This is a genomic window from Lutispora sp. QWL-02 (assembly GCF_058315355.1).
This window is the reverse complement of the sequence record NZ_CM177762.1, coordinates 2,196,620-2,222,116: the sequence shown is the minus strand read 5'-3', so window position 1 is coordinate 2,222,116 and position 25,497 is coordinate 2,196,620. Positions and strand designations below refer to the sequence as shown.

The following is a 25,497-nucleotide window of genomic DNA, read 5'->3' as shown; positions in this document are numbered from 1 at the left end:
AGGGTATATTTTGTTATATTTTCATCATATTCCGGGTAGGCATAATGAAGCCTTTCTCTTCAGCCAGAAACAACTCCATATCCTCCGGTTTTTGCATCATTATAATATTCCCGAAGCTTTTAAGCCATTCATCGTTTGAAATAAAAGCTTCCATATCTGTTACAAAGTATGTGACATCGTAGTCCTGGAATTCGTCATTAGGAATATTAATGTTGGTACGTGATCCTTCTATTGTCATGATCCTGATACGGCTGTCCTGCCGTGCTATATCAAGTATCAAATCCATCATTTCCTGCTCAGTCCTCATAAAGCCCTCCAATTTTATTAATATGTGCGTTGAAGTTTCTTTTATATATTGACTATATAATACCTTAACAATAAATAAAATTCTATTTATTAATATAAGCTCTATAAAGTCTTCGCCATAGCCCATGGGACAAATCAGTGAGGCGATGTCGATAGCAGGGTCATCAACGGATGTCTGTCCAAAGTCAATGATCCCGCTGACTCTTTTTTTCTCTGCATCAAAAATAATATTGGATGATCCCAAATCTCCATGGATGATTACCGGCTCATATCGGAAATTTTCTCTGTCAGTTTGTCGATGTTGTCATATTTTCGGAAGGTAGCCAAAAACGGATTTTCAATGTCTAAGCTGTTTTCCAGTTCGTCCCGCTCTTTTTCTTTTGCAGAAATCAATTCACTCAGCCGCACAGATTGACTCTTTTTAAGCGGAGTCAAGTTGATTTGGGAAACGATAGCGGAATAGCTAACCGCAAGGTGTACTTGTTGCCTGATTGCGTACAATATAGCCGCTCCATTCATCATGTTTGCAAATTGCTTCCCGGGTAACAGGTTGATGAATGGAGAAAAGCGGCTTTGGTTTTCGTTCTTCAAAACCGCCGTTTGGCTACTACTTTTTAATTACATAACTATCGGCCAATCGCCACAATACGGCTCATAATTGTTCGTTTGTTTTCCAAATATTTACCTCTGGCCGCCTAAATACTGTTTTAGATGAACACTTGTAACGGATTGTTTACAATTAAGCAGCTCTTGCGGTGTTCCCTCAAACATAATTTTGCCGCCCTGTTCTCCGGCTCCGGGGCCTAAATCAATTACCCAGTCCGCATGACAAATCATCTCTAAATTGTGTTCAATTACAATTAGTGTACAGCCATGATTTAATAATTCTTCAAACACTGCTAACAGTGTTTCTATATCAGAAAAATGCAGCCCTGTTGTTGGTTCGTCAAACACATATATTTTTCCCGGCTGTCCTAATTCAGTGGCTAATTTTAACCGTTGCAGTTCTCCACCAGATAATGTGGTAAGAGATTGCCCTAAACTCAAGTATCCTAAACCAACTTTTTTCAGTTGGCTTAAGCTGTCGGTTATTTGCGGTTCCATGAAAAATCTTACCGCTTCATCAACATCCATATCAAGCACATCGCTAATGCTTTTTCCGTGCCACAAATATTTCAGCACTTGTTTAATAAAGCGTTTCCCACCACAAACCTCGCATACATCTGTCACACTTTCCATAAAGGCCAAGTCAAGCTCGACTAAACCAAGCCCCTTACAATTCGGACAGGCTCCCTTTGAATTGAAGCTGAAACATGCATCGCTCACACTATTCTTACGCGCAAACAAATTTCTTATATCATCAAAGATGCCGGTGAAAGTAGCAATGTTGGAACGACGGTTAGTTGTAATCGGTTTTTGATTGATAACGACACATTCGGGATAGTGCTGCGGAAGTATTCTATCAAACAAAGTGCTTTTCCCAGAACCAGCAACACCGGTCACCATTGTTAATATACCTTTTGGTATCTGTACATTTACATTGTGAATGTTGAACATAGAAGCATTGCTGATTTCAAGCCAGCCGCTCGGTTTTTTGTAATTGCTCTTAATACTATGCTTTTGCAGCATGTATCTTGAGGTCAGGGTGGGGGTCGCGTAAAAAGCGTTCATATCCCCTTGAAACATAACTCGCCCACCGTTTTTTCCCGAATAAGGCCCTATTTCAATTATGTTGTCCGCAATTTGAATAACGTCTGGGTCGTGTTCTACAATCAGAATAGTGTTGCCCTTATCCCTTAGCTTGAAAAATAGTTGGTTAATTTTATAAATATCAGCCGGATGCAGACCCACGCTCGGTTCATCAAAAATATAAATAAGTCCATTCAGGCTGCTTCCAAGTTGTCGTATCATTTTGATACGCTGTGATTCGCCCCCCGACAAAGTTGAAGTGGCACGATTCAGCGTTAAATATCCAAGACCAACACTTTCTGCAAAGGCAAGCTGCTGTAAAATAGCCTGTGTCACAGTATCAACTTGATTGACTTTTATAGCCTCAATAAAAGCAATTAGTTCCGTAATTGACATATTGGCGCAATCCGTAATATTTTTCCCGTTAATTTTGCAACTGGATACTTTAGGATTCAGCCGGCTGCCGGAACAGACCGGGCAAACTTTTTCCATCACAACCCGGTTAATATCTGCTTGATATAGCTTTGCGTCACGGCAGCTTTTTGACAAGTACGTTCTTTTAATACGCGGTATCACACCCTCGTATTTTGAGGTAGGAGGCCATTCGCTTGTCGGATTTTTAGGTTTGAACCCGGATTTATAAAGCAAGGTGTCAAGTTCATCAGGCGTATAGTCTTTCAGCTTTTTATCATTGTCAAAAAGTCCTGTGTGTATATAGCGTTTCCATCGGACGCCGCCGGGATAAAAAGTAGGAAAACGGATAGCCCCCTCATTAAGGGATTTCTCTTTATCCAATAATTTGTCAATATCAAAATCCTGCACAACTCCAAGCCCTTGACATTCTTTGCACATCCCCTGCGGATTATTGAACGAAAATACATCAGAGTATCCAACAAATGGAGTGCCGATTCTTGAAAACAAAAGCCTCAGCAAGCTATAAATATCTGTAACCGTGCCAACAGTAGAACGATTGTTGTCACCAAGTCTTTTTTGATTGATGATAATGGAAACAGACAGGTTTTGTATAGACTCCACATTGGGCTTTCCATAGTGAGGCAGGCGATTCCTGATAAAACTGGAGTAGGTTTCATTTAATTGCCTTTGTGATTCCGCTGCAATAGTATCGAACACCAATGCGGATTTTCCAGAGCCGGAAACACCGACAACGGAAGTTATCTTGCTCTTGGGTATGGATACGCTCACATTTTTTAAATTTTTTTCTTTTGCTCCGCTTATAATTATTTCATTAGTAATGATAATACTTACCTCCAATCTTGATATGTTCTCATTCTTATTGTATAATAAAACCATGACAATACTTGTCATGGTTTTGCAAAGAGGGTAAGAAAAATGAGTAAAACTACAAAGCTGTTTGATTTGCTGCTTTATGTGAATACAAAACGAAGCTTTACGGCAAACGACGTTGCCCAAGAGTTTGGTATTTCCGTTAGAACAGCACATAGATATTTGCTGGAATTAGGAGAAATGGGTGTGCCGCTATACACAGAGCCGGGGAGAAATGGCGGGTATCGGATTTTATCCAGCCGGGTGTTACCTCCCATCATTTTTAACGAAGACGAAGCACTCGCAATCTTTTTTTCATTTCAATCTTTGAAATACTTCAAGTCCTTACCTTTTGAAGTGGATATTGAATCTGCATCCAGAAAGCTATTAGCGCGATTGCCCGAAGATGTAAAAAAGCATGTGGACAATTTAGAAACCACATTGTTATTTTGGAACCATAAGCGAGATATAGAAACACCTTTACTAAAAAACGCCATTAAAAAAGCAGCCGACAAATCAATAATTGAAATCAAATATCAATCAAAGCAACAACTCACTACCAGAACGGTAGCCCCCATCGGCGTATATACAAACAACGGAATATGGTACATGCCCGCTTACGACTATCAAAATAAAGGAGTACGCTTATTTAGGGTCGATAGAATTTTAGAAATCACCGATTCAAAAAAGGAATATCCTTTCCCCGACACAACCTTGGAAGACATATTATATTCATATAAAATAACGGAACCAGTTCACTTATATGTGAAGCTGTCCGATAAAGGAATGATTTCTTGTAAGGATAATCCGTATTTTCAAACGAGTGTTTGTGTTAATACTGATGGTAAAGGTGGATTTATTGAACAAACAATTGACCAAAGGGACTTAGATTATGTCAGTCGCTTTTTTATGGGCTTGGGTGTAGATGCGGAGGTTATTGAGCCTTTAGAAATACGCAAAACCATTTACAGTATGGCGCGAGATATACAAGAACAATATAAATAAACAATAGATTAGCATGTATGATCTGTATCAATATACTTTCTGTTTTATTAGGTATATAATTCTCTTCAGCTCTATTATTCCGCAAAGTGTAACAAAATGTCCTCGACTGATTGTTCGGGGGACTGTTCCGAGGTATCCAGCCAAAAGCCGATTTTCGGAGTCTCCTTCATAAAATCCGCATATAAAGCCTCTATCGTAAAGCTAGTATAACCGGCCTTTCCCCGCATCTTTTCACGCTTTTTTACAGTCTCCGCATTCGGGCAGAGTACTATTGTTCATTGTTCCTTATTATTAGAAAATCTCACATAAACCGTCGAGATATTATTCAAGTCGTGGCAACTATAGCAAATGAAATAGCCTCGAACAAGGAAAGATTCCCAAAGAAACTGTTTTTAATACGCGTTTCAGCGAGTTTTTTAAACTTTATGATATCAATGTTGATGGTAGGGATATAGAAAAAATATATGTGGAGTCCATAATACATCGATAATCATGGTAGGCGATAGTCCTACTTCTGATATACAGGGAGCCGTTAATGCAGAAATTGATTCCTGTTTCTATCAACATAACAAAAGCGTTATATGTACCTATGCGAAATACACCATCCGTGACATTTCCGAACTCTTGGATATAGTTTAGCTGATTTGAATAAGAAATGATTGTAACACAATTAAAATACTTCTTAATCCAAAGGCCCTCAGGGTTATTGTGAAAGACATGCTTTCTCCAGGTAACGTGTCCCTGTAGAATAAGATTATGCAATAACTCCGAAAGCCAGCATGGCAATCCCTGCCCATGCTGGCTTCAGTGATGAATTATAGAAAGCAGCTATTTATATTCAGATAGTAAGTTATACAGCATCTGTGCCATTTCTGCCCTGGTAGTTGTATCTATCGGGAAGAGTTTGCCTCCGTTTCCTTTGATGATTCCGGTTTCAACCAGCAATGCTGTAGCCTCCTTAGCCCAGGATGCAATGTTCTCTGCATCACTGAAGGATGATAGCGGTTTGCCGGCTGTTCCTTCCGGCAGCCTTCCAATAGCTCTCAATGCATTGTACAGAAGGGCTAACATTTCCTGACGAGTGATCTCCCTGTCCGGTGCAAAATTATTGTCTCCAACACCGTTGGATATGCTTAAGTGTTTTGCAGCCGCCAGATAGCCAGTATACCAGGTGTTACCTGCGTCTGAAAAATTGTCTTTAGAATCTGCATCGGAGGATATATCGTATGCTCTCATCATCATGACGATGAACTGACCTCTGGTCAGCTTTGCTTCCGGACTGAAATTGCCGCCTCCCGTGCCTGTGGTGATGTTTCTCGCTGCGATAAAACTCACCGCTTTGTCATACCAGGCACCCGCCATCACATCATTGAAGCTCACCTTGTTATAGCCCACTGCATAATAGCTGAAATGAGCGGTTGTGAAGGTTACAGTCCCTGTAGCAGGGTCATAATGACCGTTAGGCACGGAAACCACCTTGCCAGCGCCGTCGATATACCAAATGATGATGCTTTCAGAGTGAGCAAGCTCTTCTGCTGTCGGTGTATAAGGAATGGATACCGTTACCGGTGCGGCCGGATTGTTCCAGCCGGTCTGTTGTCCATCCATGGTTAGTATAAGCTGAATCAGCGGATGTTTGCCTATAGCGGCCTTAGTATCATCAGGGAGCTTAGATTTGTCACCGACAGCGATTGTGATATTTGCAGTTCTTCCTCCCTGGTATGACATCCCTGACAGCATTCCTGATGGAATAGTAATACTCCCTATACCGGTATTTAGTGTCAGCGAAGCCTTACCGTACCTACCGTTCAATGAATCTGCAGGTATTTCAAGAGTATAGGCACTCACATTTGGAATTACAGGAATGTTAATTACAACGCTTTCGTCGCCGGAAAAGATATCTGCAGCGTGGCCTGCCAAGTTTATTCTTGCCCCGTCAGGGCCAATGCGAATGTTAATAATCCGTTGACTTCTGCCAATGAATATACTGATCCTGCTATTATTATCTCCATCCCCGCTATCTTCTTCCTTTCTGATGCTATCTTCGTCCTCTTCTCCTTCACCGCTAGGCTTATCATTTCCTCCACCACCAGGCCCATCATCTCCTTCACTTGCGTCGCCTGTGGTGAATACCAGCACATAATCCTCATACAGTACTTCTCCGTTGTCATTTTGCACTGCTCCTCTGGGTACTTCGAGAGAGTAAGTGGTGTTTTCACTAAGGCTTCCGTTATAATCCAAAGTCAGGAACTCCCCTTCTATGGCTGCGTTAACAGGAATCATCCTGTCTTCAGGTCCAGACAGGGAAATGTCTGAAAAATTGTTCCCCTTGAGCATCTTCTGGTTGAACTTCAATCGGATATCGGTGTCCAATGCCGTATTTTCCATGAACTCTCCAGGATATGCAGAGATGATCTCCGGATTAGTTAGAACCGTCCTAAAACTAAGACTGAAGTCGCTCTTCATGGAATGTCCATAGGCATCACCCAGAGCATCGGCGGGTATGATCAGGGTATATTCGGTCCCATTGTCCAGAACATGCTGTGGTGTTATGGTTAAGGTATTTCCCTGAATCACTTTATTTACTGCAATTTCATTTAGGTCTTCATCCATCAGCCTTATGCGGTCATATCCTGCATCTTGTGCAATATTCATGTTAAATGCGATGCTCAAGGCACTGGACGGAGCAACATGCTTGTCACCCGGGCCTGGGTTTACCTTGTCTACAGTAATCGCTGCCGGTTCCAAAGAAAAGCTGCGGGTATTGTTCTCGGTGAAATCCTCCTTTACCCCTTCCGGCGGGTTGACACGAATACGCAGGTTGATTTGTCCCTTTCCATCCCTTGCCAGCCCCGCTGAAGATACCATAGTTGTCAAAACGGTCTGCTGCCCCGGTTCCATGAGTTTAAGTGGTGAAGTCTTCAATATCTGGTCATCGTTAACATTTTCCATCACCACCGTGGCTCCCTCCAGTATCTTGCCTCCACTGTTTGCGATGGTTGCCGTCACCAAATAATCATCCTGCGCCATGTTTTCACAGATCAGACCCGTAATGGAAAGATCCGCAGTTGAAAATTCTAAATTGAGGGTATTATTATCGGTATTTATCTCCTGTACACCTTCGCCGGGCTGAACCACTGCATATAAATCATATGCATCTTTTTCTTCCGGGCCAACCAGCCACGCTATCTCCACCTCTTCGTATGAGCGTGCAGGTATAAGCCTCCAAGGTGCCTCACCGATGAGTTCTCCTCCGTCATCAGGATCTCCATCATAGATGCAGATCCTTGCATTCTCCGCAAAATCCCCTTCATTCCGAAGGGTCGCATATACCGTTGTCACCGTACCGGACAACGGGAATTCTGTCGACAGGAAGATGCCATCTTTCTCCGAAAGTGCTACATCATGCACCGGTGTATAAGTCAGCAGCTTCATGTCCACTTTGTTGCTGACATTAGGTTGTTCAACCAACTGCTCAGCACCGTCAATCATTACCGGCACTGCTTCGGTAATGATATCTGCCTGTGAAAAAGCTACATTCAACTTTCCATCCTCTGTAAACAACGCGCTGATGGCATCAGCATACTTGTTCCCGGCTTCTAGTGAAACTCCATCACCCCATCGCCCATTGTCCAAATCGTAGAAGGATGTTGAAATGCCCACTGCTTTATCTTCGCCAGGCTGCATGTACACCAGCGAAATCAGCGGTCTTGTACCTGATTTAGCGGCAAGCTGATAATCACCTTGAATGTTTTTCAGTCGTTCCTCTGCTTTTGTCTCCCCGTTCAAACCTACCTTGTACAGAACGTTCCCCTCCTGCAGCCATGTAATGAACCATTGTCCATCTGCATAAACTGCCTTTGGAGCAGAATCATCGAAAGTATTACTGGTAAGCCGAATTGCTTCACTCCAGGCTTCTCCTTCATAAAGCCTTGCAAAGACCTCCCTGTCTTCAAACGTGAAAAGATTGTTATCCATATCCAGGGTATAAAGGAGCAAGCCTTTCTCCCCAACCATGGACAAGCTGGAATCAAGAACTGTAGAAGATGCATCTCCAACGGGTTTGGGTGCACTCCATGTACTATTGTTCCATGAAGAAAAGTATAATTGGTTACCTTTCTCTGATTCCGAAACTTCTTCATCACCAATACTAAAGCCCATTGATTTCGATTTGGTCCATACCAGCAACGCTTTGTCACCGTCTGCTGCAAGTTTTGGTGAGTGGTCTATGAAATCATCATTTGTCAGAGTAATGATATTGGGACTTATGCCATCTGCTGTATAAACGCTTTCAGTAACGCTGATTTCAGAATTTTCAAGCATTCCTGCAAGACCTTCCTCTTCGGCTACTGCTTTTCCGATATTATGCCATGCCATAAGGACTCCGTTTCCGGCAGCTGCCACTGCAGGGGTAAAATCAGCTGTTCGGTCATCACCTACCCACACAGGTTCACCCCACGCACCATCCTTCAAGACAGAATAGCGAAGCTGTGTCCGGTTTACCGCATCCCTTGCGGGATTGTCATCAGACCACACCAGCCATAACTCATCCTGGTTTCTAATCAGCTGAAGCTCGGTGTGAGGATATATATTTTCCATCATTACACTGACAGCCGGATTAGCCACTGCTGCAGCCTTCCAAGTTCCAGCCATCCCTATGCTTCTTAGGGAAGCCAGGACACCTATCTTCTCTTCCGGTACAATTTCTCTATCCCCAGCCAGCCAGCTGGACTGCCTGTTGCTGTAGTCTCTTGATATCAACTGTAGAGACGTATTGTCTTTGCCTGCAAAATCCTCCATCCGCTCCTGCAGGGATCCTAAAATAACCTTTTCCTTTCCATTGTCCCAATGCACCTTATATAGATCTTTTTTGTATATGTAATCCCCCCACAATAACGCTCTTGCGTAGATTTCAGCATAAGCTCTGATATCCGCCCCGATATAGCCCGTTGGGAAATGTATTTCAGCTGGAAGACGTGCGTTCAAATATCCGTCCACTCTGGCCAGTACAAAGTCTCCCGATACCCTGAGATAAGCATGAGGTGCAATCCCTATGATTCCACTGTATTGGGTTTTATTTTTACTGTTATCAATCTTCAAGCCCCCATACACTTCAGATCCAATGCCTACTCCTGCCGAAAATCCAATGCCCATGAATTCATATCCCTTGGACCACTCCTTTGTACCATCTCCGGCAAGTAAAATATAAAAGTTATACATGCCCCACTCTTTAGTTTCTGAATTATAAATAAAGTTTAATTCGCCCTCAACCGATATTTCAAATTCATAGCCCACCACAGTGACTTTCTTCAGTTTTTTGTATTTTGTGTCTGCTTTTGTCTTGCTCTTTTCTCCATAGCCCCCGCTTATTCCAAATTCAAGATCGATAAAGGGATAAATAACGTTCCCTGTAAGATATCCCTCAAATTTAGGCATACCGCTGCCAATACCGAAGTTTCCCCCGCCTACGACAGGGATGCCATCAAGAATACCAATGGTTCCTCCCAAAGCGCCATCAAACACTGTAGGCCAGTTTACTGCATATTCTCCGCTCTGAATCGAAATTGGTAGTTCTTTTCCCAAAAAGCTCGGCTGAGTAATAACATGAATATAAGGGCAATAATACCAGATGGACGCAACTCCATATTTTGTCACCATACGAATAATTAACGTATCTCCGGCTTTAAGCTGGAGACCGGGATCAAGCGTGATTTTCTGAATCCCATCTCTGTTATTGCAGTTTACTTTCAGGATAAATTTGTCATCCTTCCAGGTTTTGATTTCATAATATCCCTCTTCAGCGTTCTTCCAATCCCCCTCCACGTTTAATACCAGTTTGGCCGACACACCTTCAAAATATAGATCTCTAAAATAAGGATCCTTAACAGTGTTTTCAGAATAATCGACACTTACGTTTTTTATACCTTCTGGTTTAATGGATCTTCCATATATTACGAAGGGATCGGAAGTATCCTTTCCCACATAAACATTTTTATGAATGTTCCCGCTTATCCAGGCCTCCACCTGAAATTCATAATATGTATTGGCATAAATAGACTCATTTACTATGGTATAGGCATAATAATTTTTATCCGGGTACCATTTTTTAACCGCATGCATCTTTTTACCATTTAAAAACACATTAAGCGATTCCGGTGCCTCATAATAGCCTGCCGTATCCACGTCATACAATCTGAATTTGAACTCCTCGGCTATGGCAGGTTTACCGGATATTACATTTACCGGTATGCGGATAACCTGATCATACCCTATGCCTTTATAGGTAAACTCCAGCTCATAGATACCATGTTCCCCGTATTGAGGTTTAAATGTAAATTTATAGACATCCTCTCCGTATTGAGCGCTGATTACATTTAATGCTCGTTGTCGGACTCCATCCTTGAACAGCTCTACCAAAATCCTTTCACCGTATATAAACTGACCCTCCTGTAGCAGTTTCAGCTCATAAACAAGGCCGGGCTGACTGCCGATTTCCTCTGCAATTACGCTGCGGGGAAATAATTCGCTGTCTTTTATGGTCATCCTTATGTCTGTCAAATTCTGAATTTCAATGTTCTTTTTGAATACATAGGAAATGCCCTTATTATCCTTAATGGTTAATTCCACCTCATGGGATCCTGCAGAGCGGAATAAATGGTAGATATAACTCTTAGTACCTGCAGCTTCACCATCAACGCTCCATTCATAGGATACAATCTTGCAACCTGTTCTTCTGGCAATGTTCTCAGCTTCGGACGCATCAAACATGGCATGCTTGTTTACAAACCCCATATCGGGTATATGTATGTTGCGCAGGTTTAAATCAAGCTTATTTACAGTAGAAAATGTAAACTGATATGGGTCATTGGTGGTATCCCTCTCACCTTTAAAGGCTTCCTCGGGGATTGTTACCGTATAGCTCTTTGATGGTGAAAGCATGGAAGCAGGTGTTAAAATTACTTTTTTCCCTGCTTCCTGCCCGGTGAACTCCACAGAAACCCCTTCAGAATCTTTTATGGTGATATCTGCAAAAGAAGAGCCTTTTTCACAAGGGGCACTAAACATGACTTCCACAACAGCATCAAGAGGAACTTCTCTCTTCCATGCAACAGGAGTTGTGCTTTCCAATACCAGCTCATTTGTACTGGTTGTAAATTGGCAATTGAACTCCATCTGGGATGGATTTTCCATGGTACCATACTGACCGGATAAGGTATACACCGTATTGGGCCGGAACTGTTTGATAGCGTTCGGCACTAACCTCAGTTTATTTTTATCGGGTGTGGTATACCCTGTTAAGACATATTGATTTCCCTTATCATCGTTAAGCGTAAACTGATGATAGAAGGGTTTTACTTCCTGTGAAAAAAGCACTTCCATTTCAGCTGTGTTTACGTTCACACCAGTCTGTCCATTGGTAGGACTTGTACTGATGACCAGCGGATTTCCTGCAGCATATTTTGTTCTGAACTGAATAACCTTTTCTTCGTTTATATTATCAAACCTATCCCGGACAACACCTGCCGGTATGACAATTTCATATACCGTTCCGGGGTCAAGAGGTCCGAATACCTTCAGAGTCGCTATATCTCCTGTCAGTGAACCCACGTTGGACCTCATGAATCCATGCCTTTTGTCCCTCAGCATCATCATGTAATATTCTTCACCCAGCACCAGATCCCTTGAATCGAAACGGATTTGAATTTCTTTGATATTGATATCCACTTCTTTTTCAAGATCCTGCGGTGTTGCGGAAACAACGGCTATTTTTCTGACTGGCTTCGGTTCTACGGTAAACTTCAATTCATATGCCTCTGCCGGATTTCTCGCCGCGTCGGTAACAGCGCCTGCAGGTATGATAAGCCTGTTTTCTCCCGGGCTTAAGTCGCCATAGGGTGTTATCAACAGCTTATTTCCTTCAATTGCGGCATCAAATCGTACAGTGCCGGATGCCTTAAGATCTATGCCAAAGGTTTGCGGACTATCATCGGCAGCCGACCCCCGGACAATGTTCTCGCTGAAAGTTACGGTGATCGTATTGATATCCCATGGAACTTCCGTGCTGTTATTCTCCGGTGTTGTACCCACTACCGCAGGAGGAGTGGTATCGGGTTTTTCCAAGACAACGCAGGTGAAGGTTCTTTTAGTTTGAGACTCACCCTTAGTCAAAGTGGCGGTAACTTTTACAGATTTATGTCCCGCCCCGTTTTCAGGTCGTGTGACGGTGCCATCATTGGAAATAACAGAGGGCATATCAGACTCCCAGGTGATGGAGGAATTGTTTGGACCTGAAACAGGCTGGGACAGATTTCGTGTCACAGAATTCGCAGAAGGATTCAGAGCCAATATATTATACCTGTATAGCCATTGTTCGTCTAAAAATACGACTTCTCCATCGGTTATATCAAGGGGCTTCACAGTAAGTACAAAAGTTTTCCTTGCGAAGGTACCGGACCCCATGGTAATGGTTGCTGTGATGGTCACTGTCTTGCTGCCGGCGGTGAATGACGGCCTTGTCACTTTCCCTTCGGCAGATACCACATTGGGATATACGGAGTACCAGGTGATGTTACTACCATTTTCACCGAGGATCGGAAGCGCTAAATCGGTTGTAATATTATCCAAAGCACTGTTCCCGTTCAGGATTTGTGCATCGGTCAGCCATGCGGCATCTGCTTCCACTTTTTCCTGGGCATTTTGAGGAAGTTTTTTAACAATAACCGTGAAGTCCTTCCTAGCTGTGGCCGACGTACCCTTGCTGATTGTAGCTGTGAGGGTAACCTCCTTATCTCCGGCGGTAAAAGTCGGCCTTGTTACCTTGCCGGTGCTATCCACAACAGCGGTATTGTTTGATGCCCAACTGATAGTGACCCCGTCTGGACCACTGGCCAGAAGGGTTATATTTTGGATAACATTATCCAAAGAACCGTTTACGCCCGTCATAAAGTCTGTCAGCCACGGAACAGCGGCATTCACCGCTTCCAAATCCGTTTGTTCAAGGGCTTTTACGATTACTGTGAAAGCCTTTGTTGTGGTGAACGAGCCCTTGCTGATCGTCGCTGTCAGGGTTACAATCTCGTCTCCATGCGTAAATGTTGGCCTTGTTACCTTGCCGGTGCCGTCTACAATAGCTATATTGCCGGATTCCCAACTGATATTGCTTCCATTGGGGCCTTCGCCAGGCAGGTTCAGATTCCCCACAACATGGATTAAAGAAGTGTTGCCATTTAGAATTTGAAGTTCGGTCAGCCATTCTTTATCTGCCTCGAGAATCTCAGCATCGGTTTGCTCAAGTGCTTTTACTGTGACTGTAAAGGTTCTGGTGATGGATGAACCGTTACTGATGATTGCTGTCAGGGTCACAGTTTGATCGCCATAAGAATGGGGCTGCCTTGCTACAGTACCATCGGTGTTCACAACTGCGGGATTGGAAGATGACCAGCTAATGCTGCTCCCGCTGGTTCCAAGGCTGGGAAGGTATAAATCTCCTGTTACATTGTCCAAGGCACTGTTTTCTTTCAGTATAAGTGTTTCAGTCAACCATAAATCATCAGCAGCTAACTTTTCCGCATTGGTTTGTTCAAGTTTTATTACTGTTACTGTGAATGCCTTTGTTGTTGTGAACGAGCCCTTTCTGATTGTCGCTGTCAGGGTTACGATCTCGTCTCCATGCGTAAATGTTGGCCTTGTTACCTTGCCGGTGCCGTCTACAATAGCTATATTGTCGGATTCCCAGCTGATGGTGCTTCCATTGGGGCCTTCGCCAGGCAGGTTCAGATTCCCGACAACATGGATTAAAGAAGTGTTGCCATTTAGAATTTGAAGTTCTGTCAGCCATTCTTTATCTGCCTCGAGAATTTCAGCATCGGTTTGCTCAAGTGCTTTTACTGTGACTGTGAATTCTTTTGTTTTGGTGAATGCCCCCTTGCTTACTGTTGCTGTCAGGGTTACAGTCTCATCCCCATTTGTATATGCCGGCCTTGTTACCTTTCCTTCCGTATCCACAAGCGCGTCATTGCCGGATGTCCAACTGATGGTGCTTCCATACTGACCGGATGTGGGAAGGTTTATATCCGCCGTCACATAATTTAAATCAGCATTTCCGTTCAGCAGCTGTGTACTGGTCAGCCATGAATAGTCGGCTTGCATGATGTCTTCATCGGTCATTCCCAATGCTTTTACAGTGATATTGAAAGTCTTTTCCAATGTCACCGTATTCATAGTGATATAAGCCGTAAGGGTAACCTCCTTGTCGCCATCGTTATAGGCAGGTCTGGACACAGTTCCATCCCAATCCACCACGACAGTATTGGTGGAAGACCAACTTATGGTGCTTCCGCAACAACCGGAGGTGGGAAGAAATAAATCGGAAACAATATTATCCATAGCATCATTCTCATTCAGTATCCTGGAATTAGTAAGCCAGTCGCAATCTGCAGTTACTATATCAATATCAGGCACTTTAACTGTAATTGTAAAAGATCTTGTTTTGCGCTCTGCAGATCCTTTTGTTATCGTTGCTGCCAGTGTCACAGTCTGGTTCCCCTGCTCCAGAGATGGTGGTTTTACCGTTCCATCTGCCTCCACCACATCGGTATTGCTGGATGCCCAGCTGATGATGCTTCCGTATTGGCCAATAAGAGGGAGAAAGAAATTATCAACAGGGTTATCTTCAAGTATTTCCATCTCGTCGGTCAGCCAAGCTGCATCGGCATCTACTATGGCTTCATCGATAATGCTCAAATCGTTTTTGAAGTACCAACTGCCGATTTCACTTGTATTACCGGCATTTCCCAATGATCCCATAAAACCTGCATATACTTCATTTGTAACCGTTTTATCAGAAAGATCCAAACTATTGCTAAAATATGTATACTCGCCCGAGGGACCTAAGTACAAACTATAAAGAGACTTTTCTACACCGTCGTACCCGATCCATACATTATAATATTGGGACGTTTCATCAACCGCATAATATGTATCTATCGGCCATCGGGATGTGGCGCTGTTGAAATCTCCATCAATGTATGGCACAGCAGATATCTCGCAACGGGTTATGGGCCCCCCAGCTAACTTAAAGCCAGTCAGAGAAGCAAGACGCAAATTCCCGAACTGCTGAATTAAGCTGGCTGTACTGCCTGTCTCCATATAATCCGAAGTAAAAGCAATACTAAGACTGGGCTCAATACTTTCATCGTGGAAATCATTTGTGGCTGCAGTATTGCCAACCGACTGCAGGGTAAAGGTAAATCCGCCTTTTGTTCCGGCTGCGGGCGTGAATGGTGAGATATTTCTGAAAGAAAAAGCTGTACTAAAGGAAAGGTCCGTGCCTAAGGTGACCTTGTCTTTGGTAAAGACGCTTTCTCCAGTGCCCCCACCGCTTTCAAACTTTATGGCATTGTCTTCAATCAGGGAATCGCCATTCAATTGCAGATTCTCTGTATTGGCAAAATTGTCATAGCTTAAGTCAACAGTTGGTGTACTTTCAGCAGCACAGGCATATGGAATTGCGTCAAAATTCATAAACTGAAGAGGCAAGCCAGTAAAAACCAGAATAAAAGCAAGAGCAATACTAATGACTTTCTTACATAATTTCATAATGATTTCCCCCTTTAATGCCTCACAATAAAAGGCACAATCTTATTTCGGCTATAGAAACATGGCTACAAAAAATATAAAATATATGGTATAATTATTTTTGATAGCTTTAATGACTTTAGTCACATACTATAGTCATTATATTGTGTTTGCATATAAAAGTCAATTTTACAAGGAGAAAAAAGATGAAAAAAGAAAGCATGAGCAAAAGAAAACTACAGGCGATCGAAACAAAAAAGAAAATTTATGAAGCCGCCCGGCAATTAGTTATAAAACATGGATTTGAAAATGTAAGCGTGGATTCAATCGTAGAAGCTGCAGCAGTATCCAAAGGTGCTTTTTATGTGCACTTTGAATCCAAGGACGCTCTGGCAGCTGCTTTGGTCAATGATTACACAAACATAGCAGATATAGATTATAAATCCTTTTTGATAACTCATTCCGACAGTAAGTCCGCCCTTGATATTCTTATTCTTTTGACAGAAAAAATCTCCGATTTTATAGTTATAAATATTGGATTTGAAAATATGAGGATACTCTATAAAGCCCACTTAACAAAAACTATCAACACAGAATCTGCTATGAGCTATAACAGGGAGCTCTATAAAATGTTTACCGAAGTATTGGAAAGAGGAGTTCGTCAGGGAGAGATAAGAGAAGACTTACCTGTTGATTCTCTGGCAAAACACTTGATTCTATCTATCAGAGGTATTACCTTTGAATGGTGTATTCGTTATCCCGATTTCGATTTGAAGGAGCAAGTTATGGACCACTTTAAAATACTGCTGTACGGCTTGAAAAAGTGAAAATAATGAGGGTCTGCTGAACTGACCCCAGCTTTTATCCAACCGTACACAGTAGTTTTAGAAAGATTATGATGCCTTGCAACAAGGGAAATGTTACATGAATCACCAGCAGTAGGGTAATGCTCGCCTCTCTCATATAAGCCATGTAAGCCAATCCAAGAATTACGCACGCACTCCACATGGCTCGAGAGGACAGAATAAATGTCATTTGAGTATGTCCGTTCCCGGAAACATATCCACCCTCGCTCGCATTGTTTACGAAAAGGGCACTCTAACTAGGAGCGCCCTCAATCATAAACATTGATGTAACTAATATTCTTTTTTCTTTACTGGAATCCAGATTTCGCTTCGATACTTTGGATTTCCAGTGTCTGGACTCTCGTTCCATAAAATTTCAGGACCTTCAACTGCTTCATATCCTGAAGATGGAAACCACTCTGAGTATATCCTTCCCCATACATTTTGAAGTGTTTCCGGGAATGATCCAATGGATTCGAAAACTGCCCAGGTACTGGCTTCTATTCTCAATACATCGAATTCTGCTGTTTCATCACTTGAAGTTGCTATACCGATATAATGATCCAGCTTACCCTTTTCTTCCATTCTTCCTTCCGAGAAGTTAGTAGATGCACTAATAATCCCTGTTGGTTCTACATTTGAAAGTGCTTTTAATTCATTAATAACCTCAGGGGTTAAAAGTTCAGTCATTTTTGCAATCTCTGGATTGACACCTTCAAAAATAATTGGGACTCTCTTCTTAAATCCTACTAACTTAAAAGGTCCTTTCTCAACAATACGATAATTCATTTCGCATCCTCCTTTAATTGATAATTGAAAGGTCATTCTAGGATAGGCTTTTAACTGTGTATTCTCACTTCTTGCTTCAGAAGGAAGAATACCATGCATAGAATGAAAAGCACGGGAGAATGAATCAGCTGAATCATAACCATATTTGACAGCAACATCTATTATTCTCAAATTTGTATCTTTCAAATCAAGGGCAGCCAGCGTTAGTCTCCTTCTTCGAATATATTCTGACAAACCAATTCCTGATAAAAAAGAAAACATCCTTTTAAAATGATACTCTGAGCAGTAAGCTATTTTTGATACTTCACTATAATCAATATCCTCCGTTAGGTGCTCTTCAATATATGACAAGGCTTTATTCATACTACTTAACGAATCCATCAAACAACCTCCTTTCATCATCGATATTATCAAAGGATGCGCTTACCCATCCGACAATCTGTGCACAGTATAGTCGACTCATATTATTAAGGTTTTAATGCACCCTGTTGTCAAGACATATTTTTTCAGAATTTAAGTTATGTAATATGCCTCGTTTTATAGTGTAATTTTACAGGTAAAGTTAAAGAAGTATAACTATTGTAGCGGCCGTTTGACTTGACACGAAGCCTCTATGTGCATGGTTTGTTGCCAAAGGAGCAAGCGATGAATGACTTTGGCTTTGCCCCAGAGAGCATACCATGCACATCTCTTCATGTTCTGCCATCCATGCTTATATTGATATTGTTAGATTTGAGCAACTCGATATATTTATTGCTGGTAAACTGACAGCCCTAATGGCTGTTTATTATCTGAGGCTTAGCTTTAGAGAATGCTTTCATAAGGCATCTTGTAATAAAGGCTGTATCTAAGGTATTGGATAATTCCCAGGCGACTATGCAGCGGGAATACCAGTCTATTACTGCAAACATGTACATCCATCCATTTTTCATGGGTAGATAAGTTATATCCACTCCCCATACTTGATTGGGGTGAGTAATTTCAACATTCCTCAATAGATAAGGATATGTGTGGTGCATCATATTTCTAAAACGCTGCCACAAATTTTGCATGAGAATTCCTTATCCAGTTTAAACTGTATGAGCAAAAAAGCAAGCATATCCTAAACTGTGCTTGCCTTGTTCGCTTTATATAAATATTGCGAAACAGACTAAGCATTATGGTACTCTAAATAATCAACCCTTTTCCCAGTCTTTATAGCGTATTCTATTTCACCTTTTGTACTTTCGCCTATATAACCATTTTTATTAATCACATAAATTTCATCAGACATATCGATTTTTCTTTTATGTATATCGTCAAGCATTACTTTAATTTCAGGAGTGATAACATTTTCAAACTCACCATCAGCATGTTCAAAAAATCCTACTGAAATAATTATATTCCCTTCTAGAGTTAATTGTTTTTGCACTTTCAAGAACTCATCTTTAAACCTTGTACTCCCGCACAAAGTTATTATTTTATACTTTCCTATCATAATATCCTCCATTCAATTCGCAATTTTCTACTAACATGCATTAGCATACCTTCCTCCGGTCTGCAGTTTTTGAATAATATAAATAATAAACGGAATGTGGCCTTAAACGAAAACCATAGCATGAGGCTTATATAGACTGTATACAAGCCTCATGCTATAAACTATTTTTTCTTAGCTGAGATTATCAGCATCATGGGTCTGCGAAGCTCATCTTCCATCCCTCTAACTGTATGAAGTAAATATTCTGATGGCTGAGGTTCTACAATCCCGGTTAATTCAAAGCCTCCCTGTATCAAATCATTCAAATAGGTTGTAAGCGTTTTATGATATTTGATCACTTTTTCTCCAAGAAAGTTTGCGGTTCTTTTGCCTTCAAAAAAATAATTATCAACCGGAAAGTGAAGTATATTTCCGTTTTCATCATAATACCAATCCTGGTTTCCGTATGCAGTAAAAACCGGGTGCTCAACAGAGAAAACAAAATCTCCATCAGGTATAAGGCAGCCAGAAACCCTCTCTACAATTTGTTCAAAGGATTCAATATAGTGAAAAGCAAGCGAACTAATTACTGCGTCAAATGAGTTTTCACCAAAAGCGATATCTTCAATAGGCATCTGGATATAGCGAATTTTCGAATCTGTTTTCTCTTTTGCAACCGTCAGCATTTTTTCGGAAATATCAACTCCTGTGACGGCCTTGGCACCATGCTCGATGGCATATTGACAATGCCAGCCGAATCCGCAGCCTAAATCCAGTACGCGCTTATCCTTAAAATCAGGAAGTAACTTTTGGAGTGTTTTCCATTCGCCCGCACCTGCAAGCCCTTTTGTTGAGCGATCCATTTTGCTGTATTTCTCAAAGAACATTTTGTCATCATATTTATTCTGTTTCATTTTTAATTTCTCCCATACAAATTAATATTTTTATCTTTTATTTGTATGGGTATCTGCAATCTTTTGACTGATTATCATTTGCATCACTTCCTTTGAAAATAATTATATCATAGTTGGATGACTTATCTTATTCCAGTAGAATTGGTTGTATTTCATTAGTCAGACCCTCAACCTCACCATGCAACTCATCCAAAACTTGATAAGCTTTTTCTGCATCCCCATCTGCAAAAAACTTGTAAACAGTCCTAACTCTTACTTCCATATCGATCGGTTTCATTTCAAAAGCATCTACCCATTTTAGTGCTCCTTTTTCATTCATTAAGTAGCGGTTATTTAAGGCATACAATACTTCAACCCAAGAGCAAACCGCCCTAAACACTGAACCCATAGCGTAGTTAATATCGCCCTTAAATGCTGCCTTGCGTCCGCAAGTAAGAGAAAACCATGCCTCCCACAAGAATTTCTTTACCACAGCTTCCCTCATTTGAGGCGAATATTCACCTTTTGAGTAAAGCAGAGCTTTCAGCCTGTTAAGAGGCTCAGATTTATCTTGCCAAAGTGGCTTACAGTAATGAGTTTCGGCAGCGTAAATGGTGTTTACAAAACCGAATGGATGTCCACACTGGTAATCGATTGTTATGTTTCCTTCAATGCAGTCCTGCAATACTGCTTCAACTCTTTTTATGTCGCGGAGAAGTATATCAACGGGCATATCATTGAAGGTAATCCAGGCACCTCCATTAATCCACGGCCCCCATTGACCCAGGGGGTTTAATAGGTCATCTTTATGACCATCGTCCAATTCTTTCAAACGTTGTTCAAGGGCAGTTATATCCAATGTATCTGCATCATAATAAACCCCAATGTCATAATCGGACTGTATATCCGCTTCGCCCCTGCTTTGAGAACCACCAAGAGCAATAGCCTTTACACCCTGCACTGTCGATATTGATTCAACGATTTTATCTATCAGCATAGCTAATACCTCCTTTTATGCTTCTGTATTTCATGTTTTGCTAGAGAATAATACGAATTGTATCCTTTCTAGGGTCAGCCAGTTTTGATTCATATGCCGGATACCCTATTTCACAATTGAGCCATGTATTATTTCATTAACTGATTTATACTGCCTTCGGATGTTAACTTTTCAAGATTATCGAATATCTTCTCTTCGTCCCAGTTCCACCATTGAAGCTTTAGTAAGAACTCAACTTTTTCATCACTGAATCTTTTCTTAATAAATTTAGCTGGATTACCACCATATATTGCATAAGGCTCAATATTTTTTGTTACAGTTGAGTTAGCAGCAATAATAGCACCATCACCAACTTTAACACCCGGCATGATAGTAACATTTTGGCCTATCCAAACATCATTGCCGATCACTGTGTCCCCCTTGAAAGGCAGCTGTTCTATTGTGGGGGTAACCTTTTCCCAACCACAGCCAAAGATGTTAAACGGATAGGTTGTAATTCCATCCATTCTGTGGTTTGCCCCATTCATAATAAACTTAACACCCTCTGCAATTGCACAGAACTTGCCTATAATGAGCTTATCCCCCAGGAATTCGTAGTGGTGCTCTATGTTATCATAAAATTTCTCTGGAGATTTTTTATTATCGCTATAATAAGTATAATCTCCAATCTCAATATTGGGTCTTTTAGGTAGATTGCTTATATAGCAAACCGTCTTTATATTTTCATTCGGATAAAGTTTTTTCTTATCTGGTCCAGCCATAGAATGCTTCCTCCTTTTTCATCTCTTACATATTTTATCGGATTAAGTTCAATCTCTTATCTTTGATTTCATAAATCACATCAGCCACATTATCAAGCAGCCGTTTGTCATGGGTGATAAACACTATAGTTCCAGCATACCCTTTCATCAGCATTTCCAAAGCCTCTAAACTTGGCAGGTCAAGGAAATTGCTCGGTTCGTCCATTAACAAGATATTATACCTATCCATAAGCATTTTTGCCAGCAGCAATTTAATAATTTCACCGCCGCTTAAAACAGATAACCTTTTTCCAATATCATTTTGCACAAAACCCATGGAGGCAAGTACTGAACGGATTTCTGACACATTGTAATCACAATCCTCCTCCATAAATTCCATGACCTCCTTATTACGGTTGTACTTATAACCATTTTGGGCAAAGTAACCTATTTCAGCCTTAGGAGAAATTGAGATACTATCTTCGCGATTTAATCTAATTTCCTAATATCGTTCACCAGCGGACAAATTGTAGCAATGCCGATAATTAAAATACCTGATATTAGAAACCAATAATTTACGCCGATTCTATCAGCAAATGCTCCTGAAAGGATTAATCCAATAGGCATGGCAAGTGATATAATGCTTCCCGTCAGAGAAAACACACGCCCCAAATATTCAGGCTTAATTTTCTCCTGAAAAAGAGCTGTTTGAACACCGCTGTAAAACGGAACTGAAAGGCCCATAATTACACAGCAGACTACAAATATCACAAATCCGCTTGAGGGAAGTAACCCTGAAATAGTCAAACTGACTCCCATCATAAAAATAGATGCCGTTATTAATGCAATTCGCTTTTTAAAGCTGCCGAACTGTCCCAGTAGCAAACCACCTATCAGCATACCAGAGGCATAGGCAATTTCGGTAATAGAGACATGTATCGGTGTTCCATCAAAATATTCCATGGTGATTAAAGGATAAAGCGCATTGATTGGCATATAAACAAACATATATAGCGTGCCTATAAGCAGCAATGCAAATAATCCTCTGTTTTCTTTCAAAGCAATTAATCCTTCTTTCATCTCTTTTATAAAATTCCGATTCAAGCTTTGTTCGTCGATACTCAGCTTGGGAATACGTACAAACGCTAAAGTGATACATGCAATCACGGCACCTAGGACATCAACGGCTATAATCGCATTTAGTTCCCAAACAGAATATAAAAACGCCGCAGCAACTGGACTAAGAATATAGCTTATGGACTGCAGGGATTGGCTGTAGCCTGCACATTTGGTTAGCTGTTCTTCTGGTACTAAAAGAGGCATAACCGCACTTAGTGCCGGGGAATGGAAAGCTGTCCCAATGCTCCGGATAAACAATACTGCCATAACCATCCAAACTGGCAGTTCCATATATAGGGCGATCATAGCCAGTGCTGCACCACCTGCGGCAATAATTAAATCAGCGCCAATCATTATCTTTTTTCTGTCATAGCGGTCAACTAATACTCCTATCATAGGCCCAAAGACTGCATATGGCAGAAACCCAACTAACGAAGCAATTGATAGCACCATCGCTGATCCTGTTTTTTCTGTAAGATAAAAAATTATCGCCATTTGCAGGATGGCACTAGTGATAAGCGAAATTGCCTGTCCTGTCCATATCGTAAAAAAATCTCGTTTCCATTTTGAAGTTCTATTTATCATATCTGTTTTCTCCTTGCCTTTTTGTTTTTGGTTTATTTCTGTTTATAGGCAATAAAAAATGCAGACTAAAATCCACAGTGCGAGCTTTTAGTCTGCATTTTAACGTAAAAAGACATTGGCAAAAAACATATAACCTCAAATGGTTACACTTTACCCGTATCTATGTCTCAATTCGTAAAATAAGCACAACAAAAAAGCCCACCGTTGTGGATGAAATTACCGCTTTTTCATTGCCAGCTTATCTTAAACGAACAGAATACATAGATAGAATGTCCTCCTTTAATTAACTAAGTACAAATAATTTTATCATAAATAAAATAATTTTGTCAATTTCCTAGCACTGTATGATTATACAACTGCTAATCTTAATATTAGCAATATATCACAATAAATGTACAGTAGTGTTTATATACTGTATTTATCTTGATTTATTAAGCTCCGTAACTGGGGCTCTTTCTATATTTGCGGTATAGCATCGCTAGGAGGGTAAATCAAGTTTACCATACTTACTATATTGCATGCCATGTTTGCCAGCATTATATGAACTTTTGCACCTTTGAGCCTTAAGTATCTGCACCTTCTAAGCGCATGGGTCCTTACCATCGTCGCAAATCTTCTTTCTACCTTGAATCTATTGTTGCTGGCTTCTTCGAATGCTTGCGTATCATTCCTTTTCATATCTCTCAAAATCGCATCATACCTTAACGGAACTTCCAATCGCCTTCCTTTATGCAAAAGCTTCACGATACTTGTTATTTGTCTGAAGCTCGATATCAGTCTTAAGATAAAGCTGCTACATCTGTATTTATTCTATCTCAAACCTCTACAGTAGAAGGGGTTTAAGCTTACCTAAACCCCTTCTACTGAATAATTATTTTTTTGCATTGCATATTTATTTAGGAACTTTCGTTTTTCGGAGATTTCACTGGCACAGTAACTCCCATAACTCTTATATACTGAAATAGCTGTGAGGGCGAATTCATTTTTATTGCGGCTCTGTATTTTTAGATGAGCTTTGCCTGTTTGAGCAGTCCTCTTACTATTGTATCAAAGCTTTATTTATCCATTCGAAGAGTATCTTAGCAGCTTCTTCTCTTTTTATACTGTTTTGGGGCTTGAAGCTTCCGTCATCGTATCCGTTTATAATTTTGCTGAGACTGAAGTTCTCAATTGCTTCTTTTGCATATTGTGATATTTTATCGCTGTCTTTAAATGTTGTTTTGCCTTCGGCTTTTGCAGCTGCTTTTATTGTAAGCTTGGGTATTTTCCTTATACTGAGGATACCCACAAGGCTGATGCCTCTTAAGCCTAATGTCAGGTCGAAATCCCCGTCCAATGTTTCTACTACTTTTACGCCTGCCTGGAGGTTCATAGTAAGCGGCGGCACTATGGAAATGCCTGCTTCTGTCGCCGCCCGGAAGTGAAACTGATTCAGAGCAGTTCATAAATTGCTCTGCTACGTAATAGTCTATCTTGCTAGAAAGATTGTTTTCAATATATTCCATAGCTCGGTTCATGCGCTTCTGCCAATCCATAGCCTCACCTTGTGTAAGGATTATATCAAAGAGTTGAAAGACATTCTTTGCAGTAGGTGTATTTAAATGTAAAGTACATCATGCTAATAATATTTTTTAATCTACTATCCCTAAACCAATGAACTAATTCTAATTTGTCTTCGTGACAGACTACTATTTCTTCACCCTTCAACCTTTTCTAAGCCTTCCTAAACCTTCATAAACACCCGTCACTTCACATTGGCAGCTTGATTTCAGTGTTTTTCTCAAAGGGTATGCCTTGAGTAGACAAAAAAGATGCTGACAAAGCCTGGTAATCCCTTGGCTGAAGGGTGGATTTCTAAAATCCGAGCCTATATACACATTTGGAGATTTTTACTTCCAATCAGATATATTATATTTAGTCAATAATTCCCTTGACAATTTCATACCCTCATCTGTAATTGCCACCGACTTGGAGCGGTGGCTTCCCTGCCGTATATAGCCTTCTTTATCAAGTTCATTAATAATGTCAAAATCATATCCCTTCCATGCCATATCCAAATCTGACTCGAAACGACTTTGTTCATTGAATCTTGTCAAATACATAAGCAGTATGGTCAATTCTTTAGCTGCCTTCTCCGGGCTAGTTTTATCCGTCATGAAACTTCCCCTTTCTCTATTTTAATATTACAGATGTTCACTTTTATTCATGACAT

15 protein-coding genes and 4 pseudogenes are annotated in these 25,497 nt (G+C 40.9%); 3 read left to right on the top strand and 16 right to left on the bottom strand.

From position 1 onward, the window contains the following. Window positions 1-46: 46 nt before the first annotated feature. The 4 genes and pseudogenes from AC4HCY_RS10290 to AC4HCY_RS10275 form a co-directional block, all read right to left on the bottom strand. Window positions 47-307: pseudogene (locus tag AC4HCY_RS10290) on the bottom strand (aminoglycoside 6-adenylyltransferase); the annotation flags it as partial. Window positions 308-496: 189 nt separating this feature from the next. Further along, window positions 497-550 (bottom strand): annotated as a pseudogene (locus AC4HCY_RS10285) (hypothetical protein); the annotation flags it as partial. 14 nt (window positions 551-564) lie between these two features. Continuing rightward, window positions 565-897 (bottom strand): hypothetical protein, encoded by a 333-nt coding sequence (locus tag AC4HCY_RS10280; protein WP_333783292.1) that lies wholly within the window; start codon window positions 895-897, stop codon window positions 565-567. Window positions 898-987: 90 nt separating this feature from the next. Continuing rightward, window positions 988-3,252, bottom strand: coding sequence for an ATP-binding cassette domain-containing protein (locus tag AC4HCY_RS10275; protein ID WP_491096108.1), 2,265 nt, complete (start codon window positions 3,250-3,252; stop codon window positions 988-990). A 93-nt stretch (window positions 3,253-3,345) separates the two neighbouring features. Between AC4HCY_RS10275 and AC4HCY_RS10270 the strand changes: the two genes are divergently transcribed. Beyond that, window positions 3,346-4,284: a helix-turn-helix transcriptional regulator gene (locus AC4HCY_RS10270; RefSeq protein ID WP_491096045.1), complete on the top strand. Its 939-nt coding sequence runs from the start codon at window positions 3,346-3,348 to the stop codon at window positions 4,282-4,284. 492 nt (window positions 4,285-4,776) lie between these two features. Continuing rightward, window positions 4,777-4,923, top strand: a complete 147-nt coding sequence (locus AC4HCY_RS10265; RefSeq protein ID WP_323431720.1) for an HAD hydrolase-like protein — start codon at window positions 4,777-4,779, stop codon at window positions 4,921-4,923. 189 nt (window positions 4,924-5,112) lie between these two features. On the opposite strand, the gene AC4HCY_RS10260 is transcribed toward AC4HCY_RS10265, so the two are convergent. Continuing rightward, window positions 5,113-15,882: an immunoglobulin-like domain-containing protein gene (locus tag AC4HCY_RS10260; protein WP_491096044.1), complete on the bottom strand. Its 10,770-nt coding sequence runs from the start codon at window positions 15,880-15,882 to the stop codon at window positions 5,113-5,115. Between the two features lie 185 nt (window positions 15,883-16,067). On the opposite strand from AC4HCY_RS10260, the gene AC4HCY_RS10255 reads away from it, so the two are divergent. Then, a complete protein-coding gene (locus AC4HCY_RS10255; protein ID WP_323431722.1) occupies window positions 16,068-16,688 on the top strand; it encodes a TetR/AcrR family transcriptional regulator in 621 nt (206 codons plus the stop codon). Window positions 16,689-16,997: 309 nt separating this feature from the next. Here the strand turns inward: AC4HCY_RS10255 and AC4HCY_RS10250 are convergent, their stop codons facing one another. From AC4HCY_RS10250 to AC4HCY_RS10200, 11 genes and pseudogenes are all read right to left on the bottom strand, one after another. After that, on the bottom strand, window positions 16,998-17,876 hold the full coding sequence (locus tag AC4HCY_RS10250; RefSeq protein WP_491096043.1) for an AraC family transcriptional regulator: 879 nt from the start codon (window positions 17,874-17,876) through the stop codon (window positions 16,998-17,000). Window positions 17,877-18,193: 317 nt separating this feature from the next. Next, window positions 18,194-18,502 (bottom strand): annotated as a pseudogene (locus AC4HCY_RS10245) (transposase); the annotation flags it as partial. Window positions 18,503-18,645: 143 nt separating this feature from the next. Next, the gene (locus AC4HCY_RS10240) at window positions 18,646-18,972 is read right to left on the bottom strand and encodes a hypothetical protein (RefSeq protein WP_491096042.1); all 327 of its coding nucleotides are present in this window, start codon (window positions 18,970-18,972) and stop codon (window positions 18,646-18,648) included. Between the two features lie 161 nt (window positions 18,973-19,133). After that, window positions 19,134-19,865 (bottom strand): class I SAM-dependent methyltransferase, encoded by a 732-nt coding sequence (locus AC4HCY_RS10235; RefSeq protein ID WP_323432422.1) that lies wholly within the window; start codon window positions 19,863-19,865, stop codon window positions 19,134-19,136. Window positions 19,866-19,992: 127 nt separating this feature from the next. Then, window positions 19,993-20,841 carry a nucleotidyltransferase domain-containing protein gene (locus AC4HCY_RS10230; protein WP_323432423.1) on the bottom strand — a complete coding sequence of 283 codons (849 nt, stop codon included), beginning with the start codon at window positions 20,839-20,841 and terminating at the stop codon, window positions 19,993-19,995. Between the two features lie 128 nt (window positions 20,842-20,969). Next, window positions 20,970-21,602 carry a Vat family streptogramin A O-acetyltransferase gene (locus tag AC4HCY_RS10225; protein WP_491096041.1) on the bottom strand — a complete coding sequence of 211 codons (633 nt, stop codon included), beginning with the start codon at window positions 21,600-21,602 and terminating at the stop codon, window positions 20,970-20,972. A 34-nt stretch (window positions 21,603-21,636) separates the two neighbouring features. Beyond that, window positions 21,637-22,074: pseudogene (locus AC4HCY_RS10220) on the bottom strand (ATP-binding cassette domain-containing protein); the annotation flags it as partial. Next, a complete protein-coding gene (mef(A), locus tag AC4HCY_RS10215; RefSeq protein ID WP_491096040.1) occupies window positions 22,071-23,285 on the bottom strand; it encodes a macrolide efflux MFS transporter Mef(A) in 1,215 nt (404 codons plus the stop codon). The pseudogene AC4HCY_RS10220 and the gene mef(A), both read right to left, overlap by 4 nt. Window positions 23,286-23,741: 456 nt before the next feature. After that, window positions 23,742-24,002 (bottom strand): transposase, encoded by a 261-nt coding sequence (locus AC4HCY_RS10210; protein ID WP_323434146.1) that lies wholly within the window; start codon window positions 24,000-24,002, stop codon window positions 23,742-23,744. A gap of 322 nt (window positions 24,003-24,324) precedes the next feature. Then, window positions 24,325-24,672, bottom strand: coding sequence for an S-layer homology domain-containing protein (locus AC4HCY_RS10205; RefSeq protein WP_491096039.1), 348 nt, complete (start codon window positions 24,670-24,672; stop codon window positions 24,325-24,327). 502 nt (window positions 24,673-25,174) lie between these two features. Beyond that, window positions 25,175-25,441: a DUF6429 family protein gene (locus tag AC4HCY_RS10200; protein ID WP_491096038.1), complete on the bottom strand. Its 267-nt coding sequence runs from the start codon at window positions 25,439-25,441 to the stop codon at window positions 25,175-25,177. Between the last annotated feature and the right edge of the window lie 56 nt (window positions 25,442-25,497).

Bases quoted from the DNA above. Each gene is read 5' to 3' on its own strand.
- AC4HCY_RS10260 (WP_491096044.1), bottom strand. From the start codon at position 15,882: ATGAAATTATGTAAGAAAGTCATTAGTATTGCTCTTGCTTTTATTCTG.
- AC4HCY_RS10255 (WP_323431722.1), top strand. From the start codon at position 16,068: ATGAAAAAAGAAAGCATGAGCAAAAGAAAACTACAGGCGATCGAAACA.
- AC4HCY_RS10225 (WP_491096041.1), bottom strand. From the start codon at position 21,602: ATGGCTGGACCAGATAAGAAAAAACTTTATCCGAATGAAAATATAAAG.
- AC4HCY_RS10200 (WP_491096038.1), bottom strand. From the start codon at position 25,441: ATGACGGATAAAACTAGCCCGGAGAAGGCAGCTAAAGAATTGACCATA.
- AC4HCY_RS10270 (WP_491096045.1), top strand. From the start codon at position 3,346: ATGAGTAAAACTACAAAGCTGTTTGATTTGCTGCTTTATGTGAATACA.
- AC4HCY_RS10240 (WP_491096042.1), bottom strand. From the start codon at position 18,972: ATGATAGGAAAGTATAAAATAATAACTTTGTGCGGGAGTACAAGGTTT.
- AC4HCY_RS10230 (WP_323432423.1), bottom strand. From the start codon at position 20,841: ATGCTGATAGATAAAATCGTTGAATCAATATCGACAGTGCAGGGTGTA.
- AC4HCY_RS10250 (WP_491096043.1), bottom strand. From the start codon at position 17,876: ATGGATTCGTTAAGTAGTATGAATAAAGCCTTGTCATATATTGAAGAG.
- AC4HCY_RS10235 (WP_323432422.1), bottom strand. From the start codon at position 19,865: ATGAAACAGAATAAATATGATGACAAAATGTTCTTTGAGAAATACAGC.
- AC4HCY_RS10265 (WP_323431720.1), top strand. From the start codon at position 4,777: ATGGTAGGCGATAGTCCTACTTCTGATATACAGGGAGCCGTTAATGCA.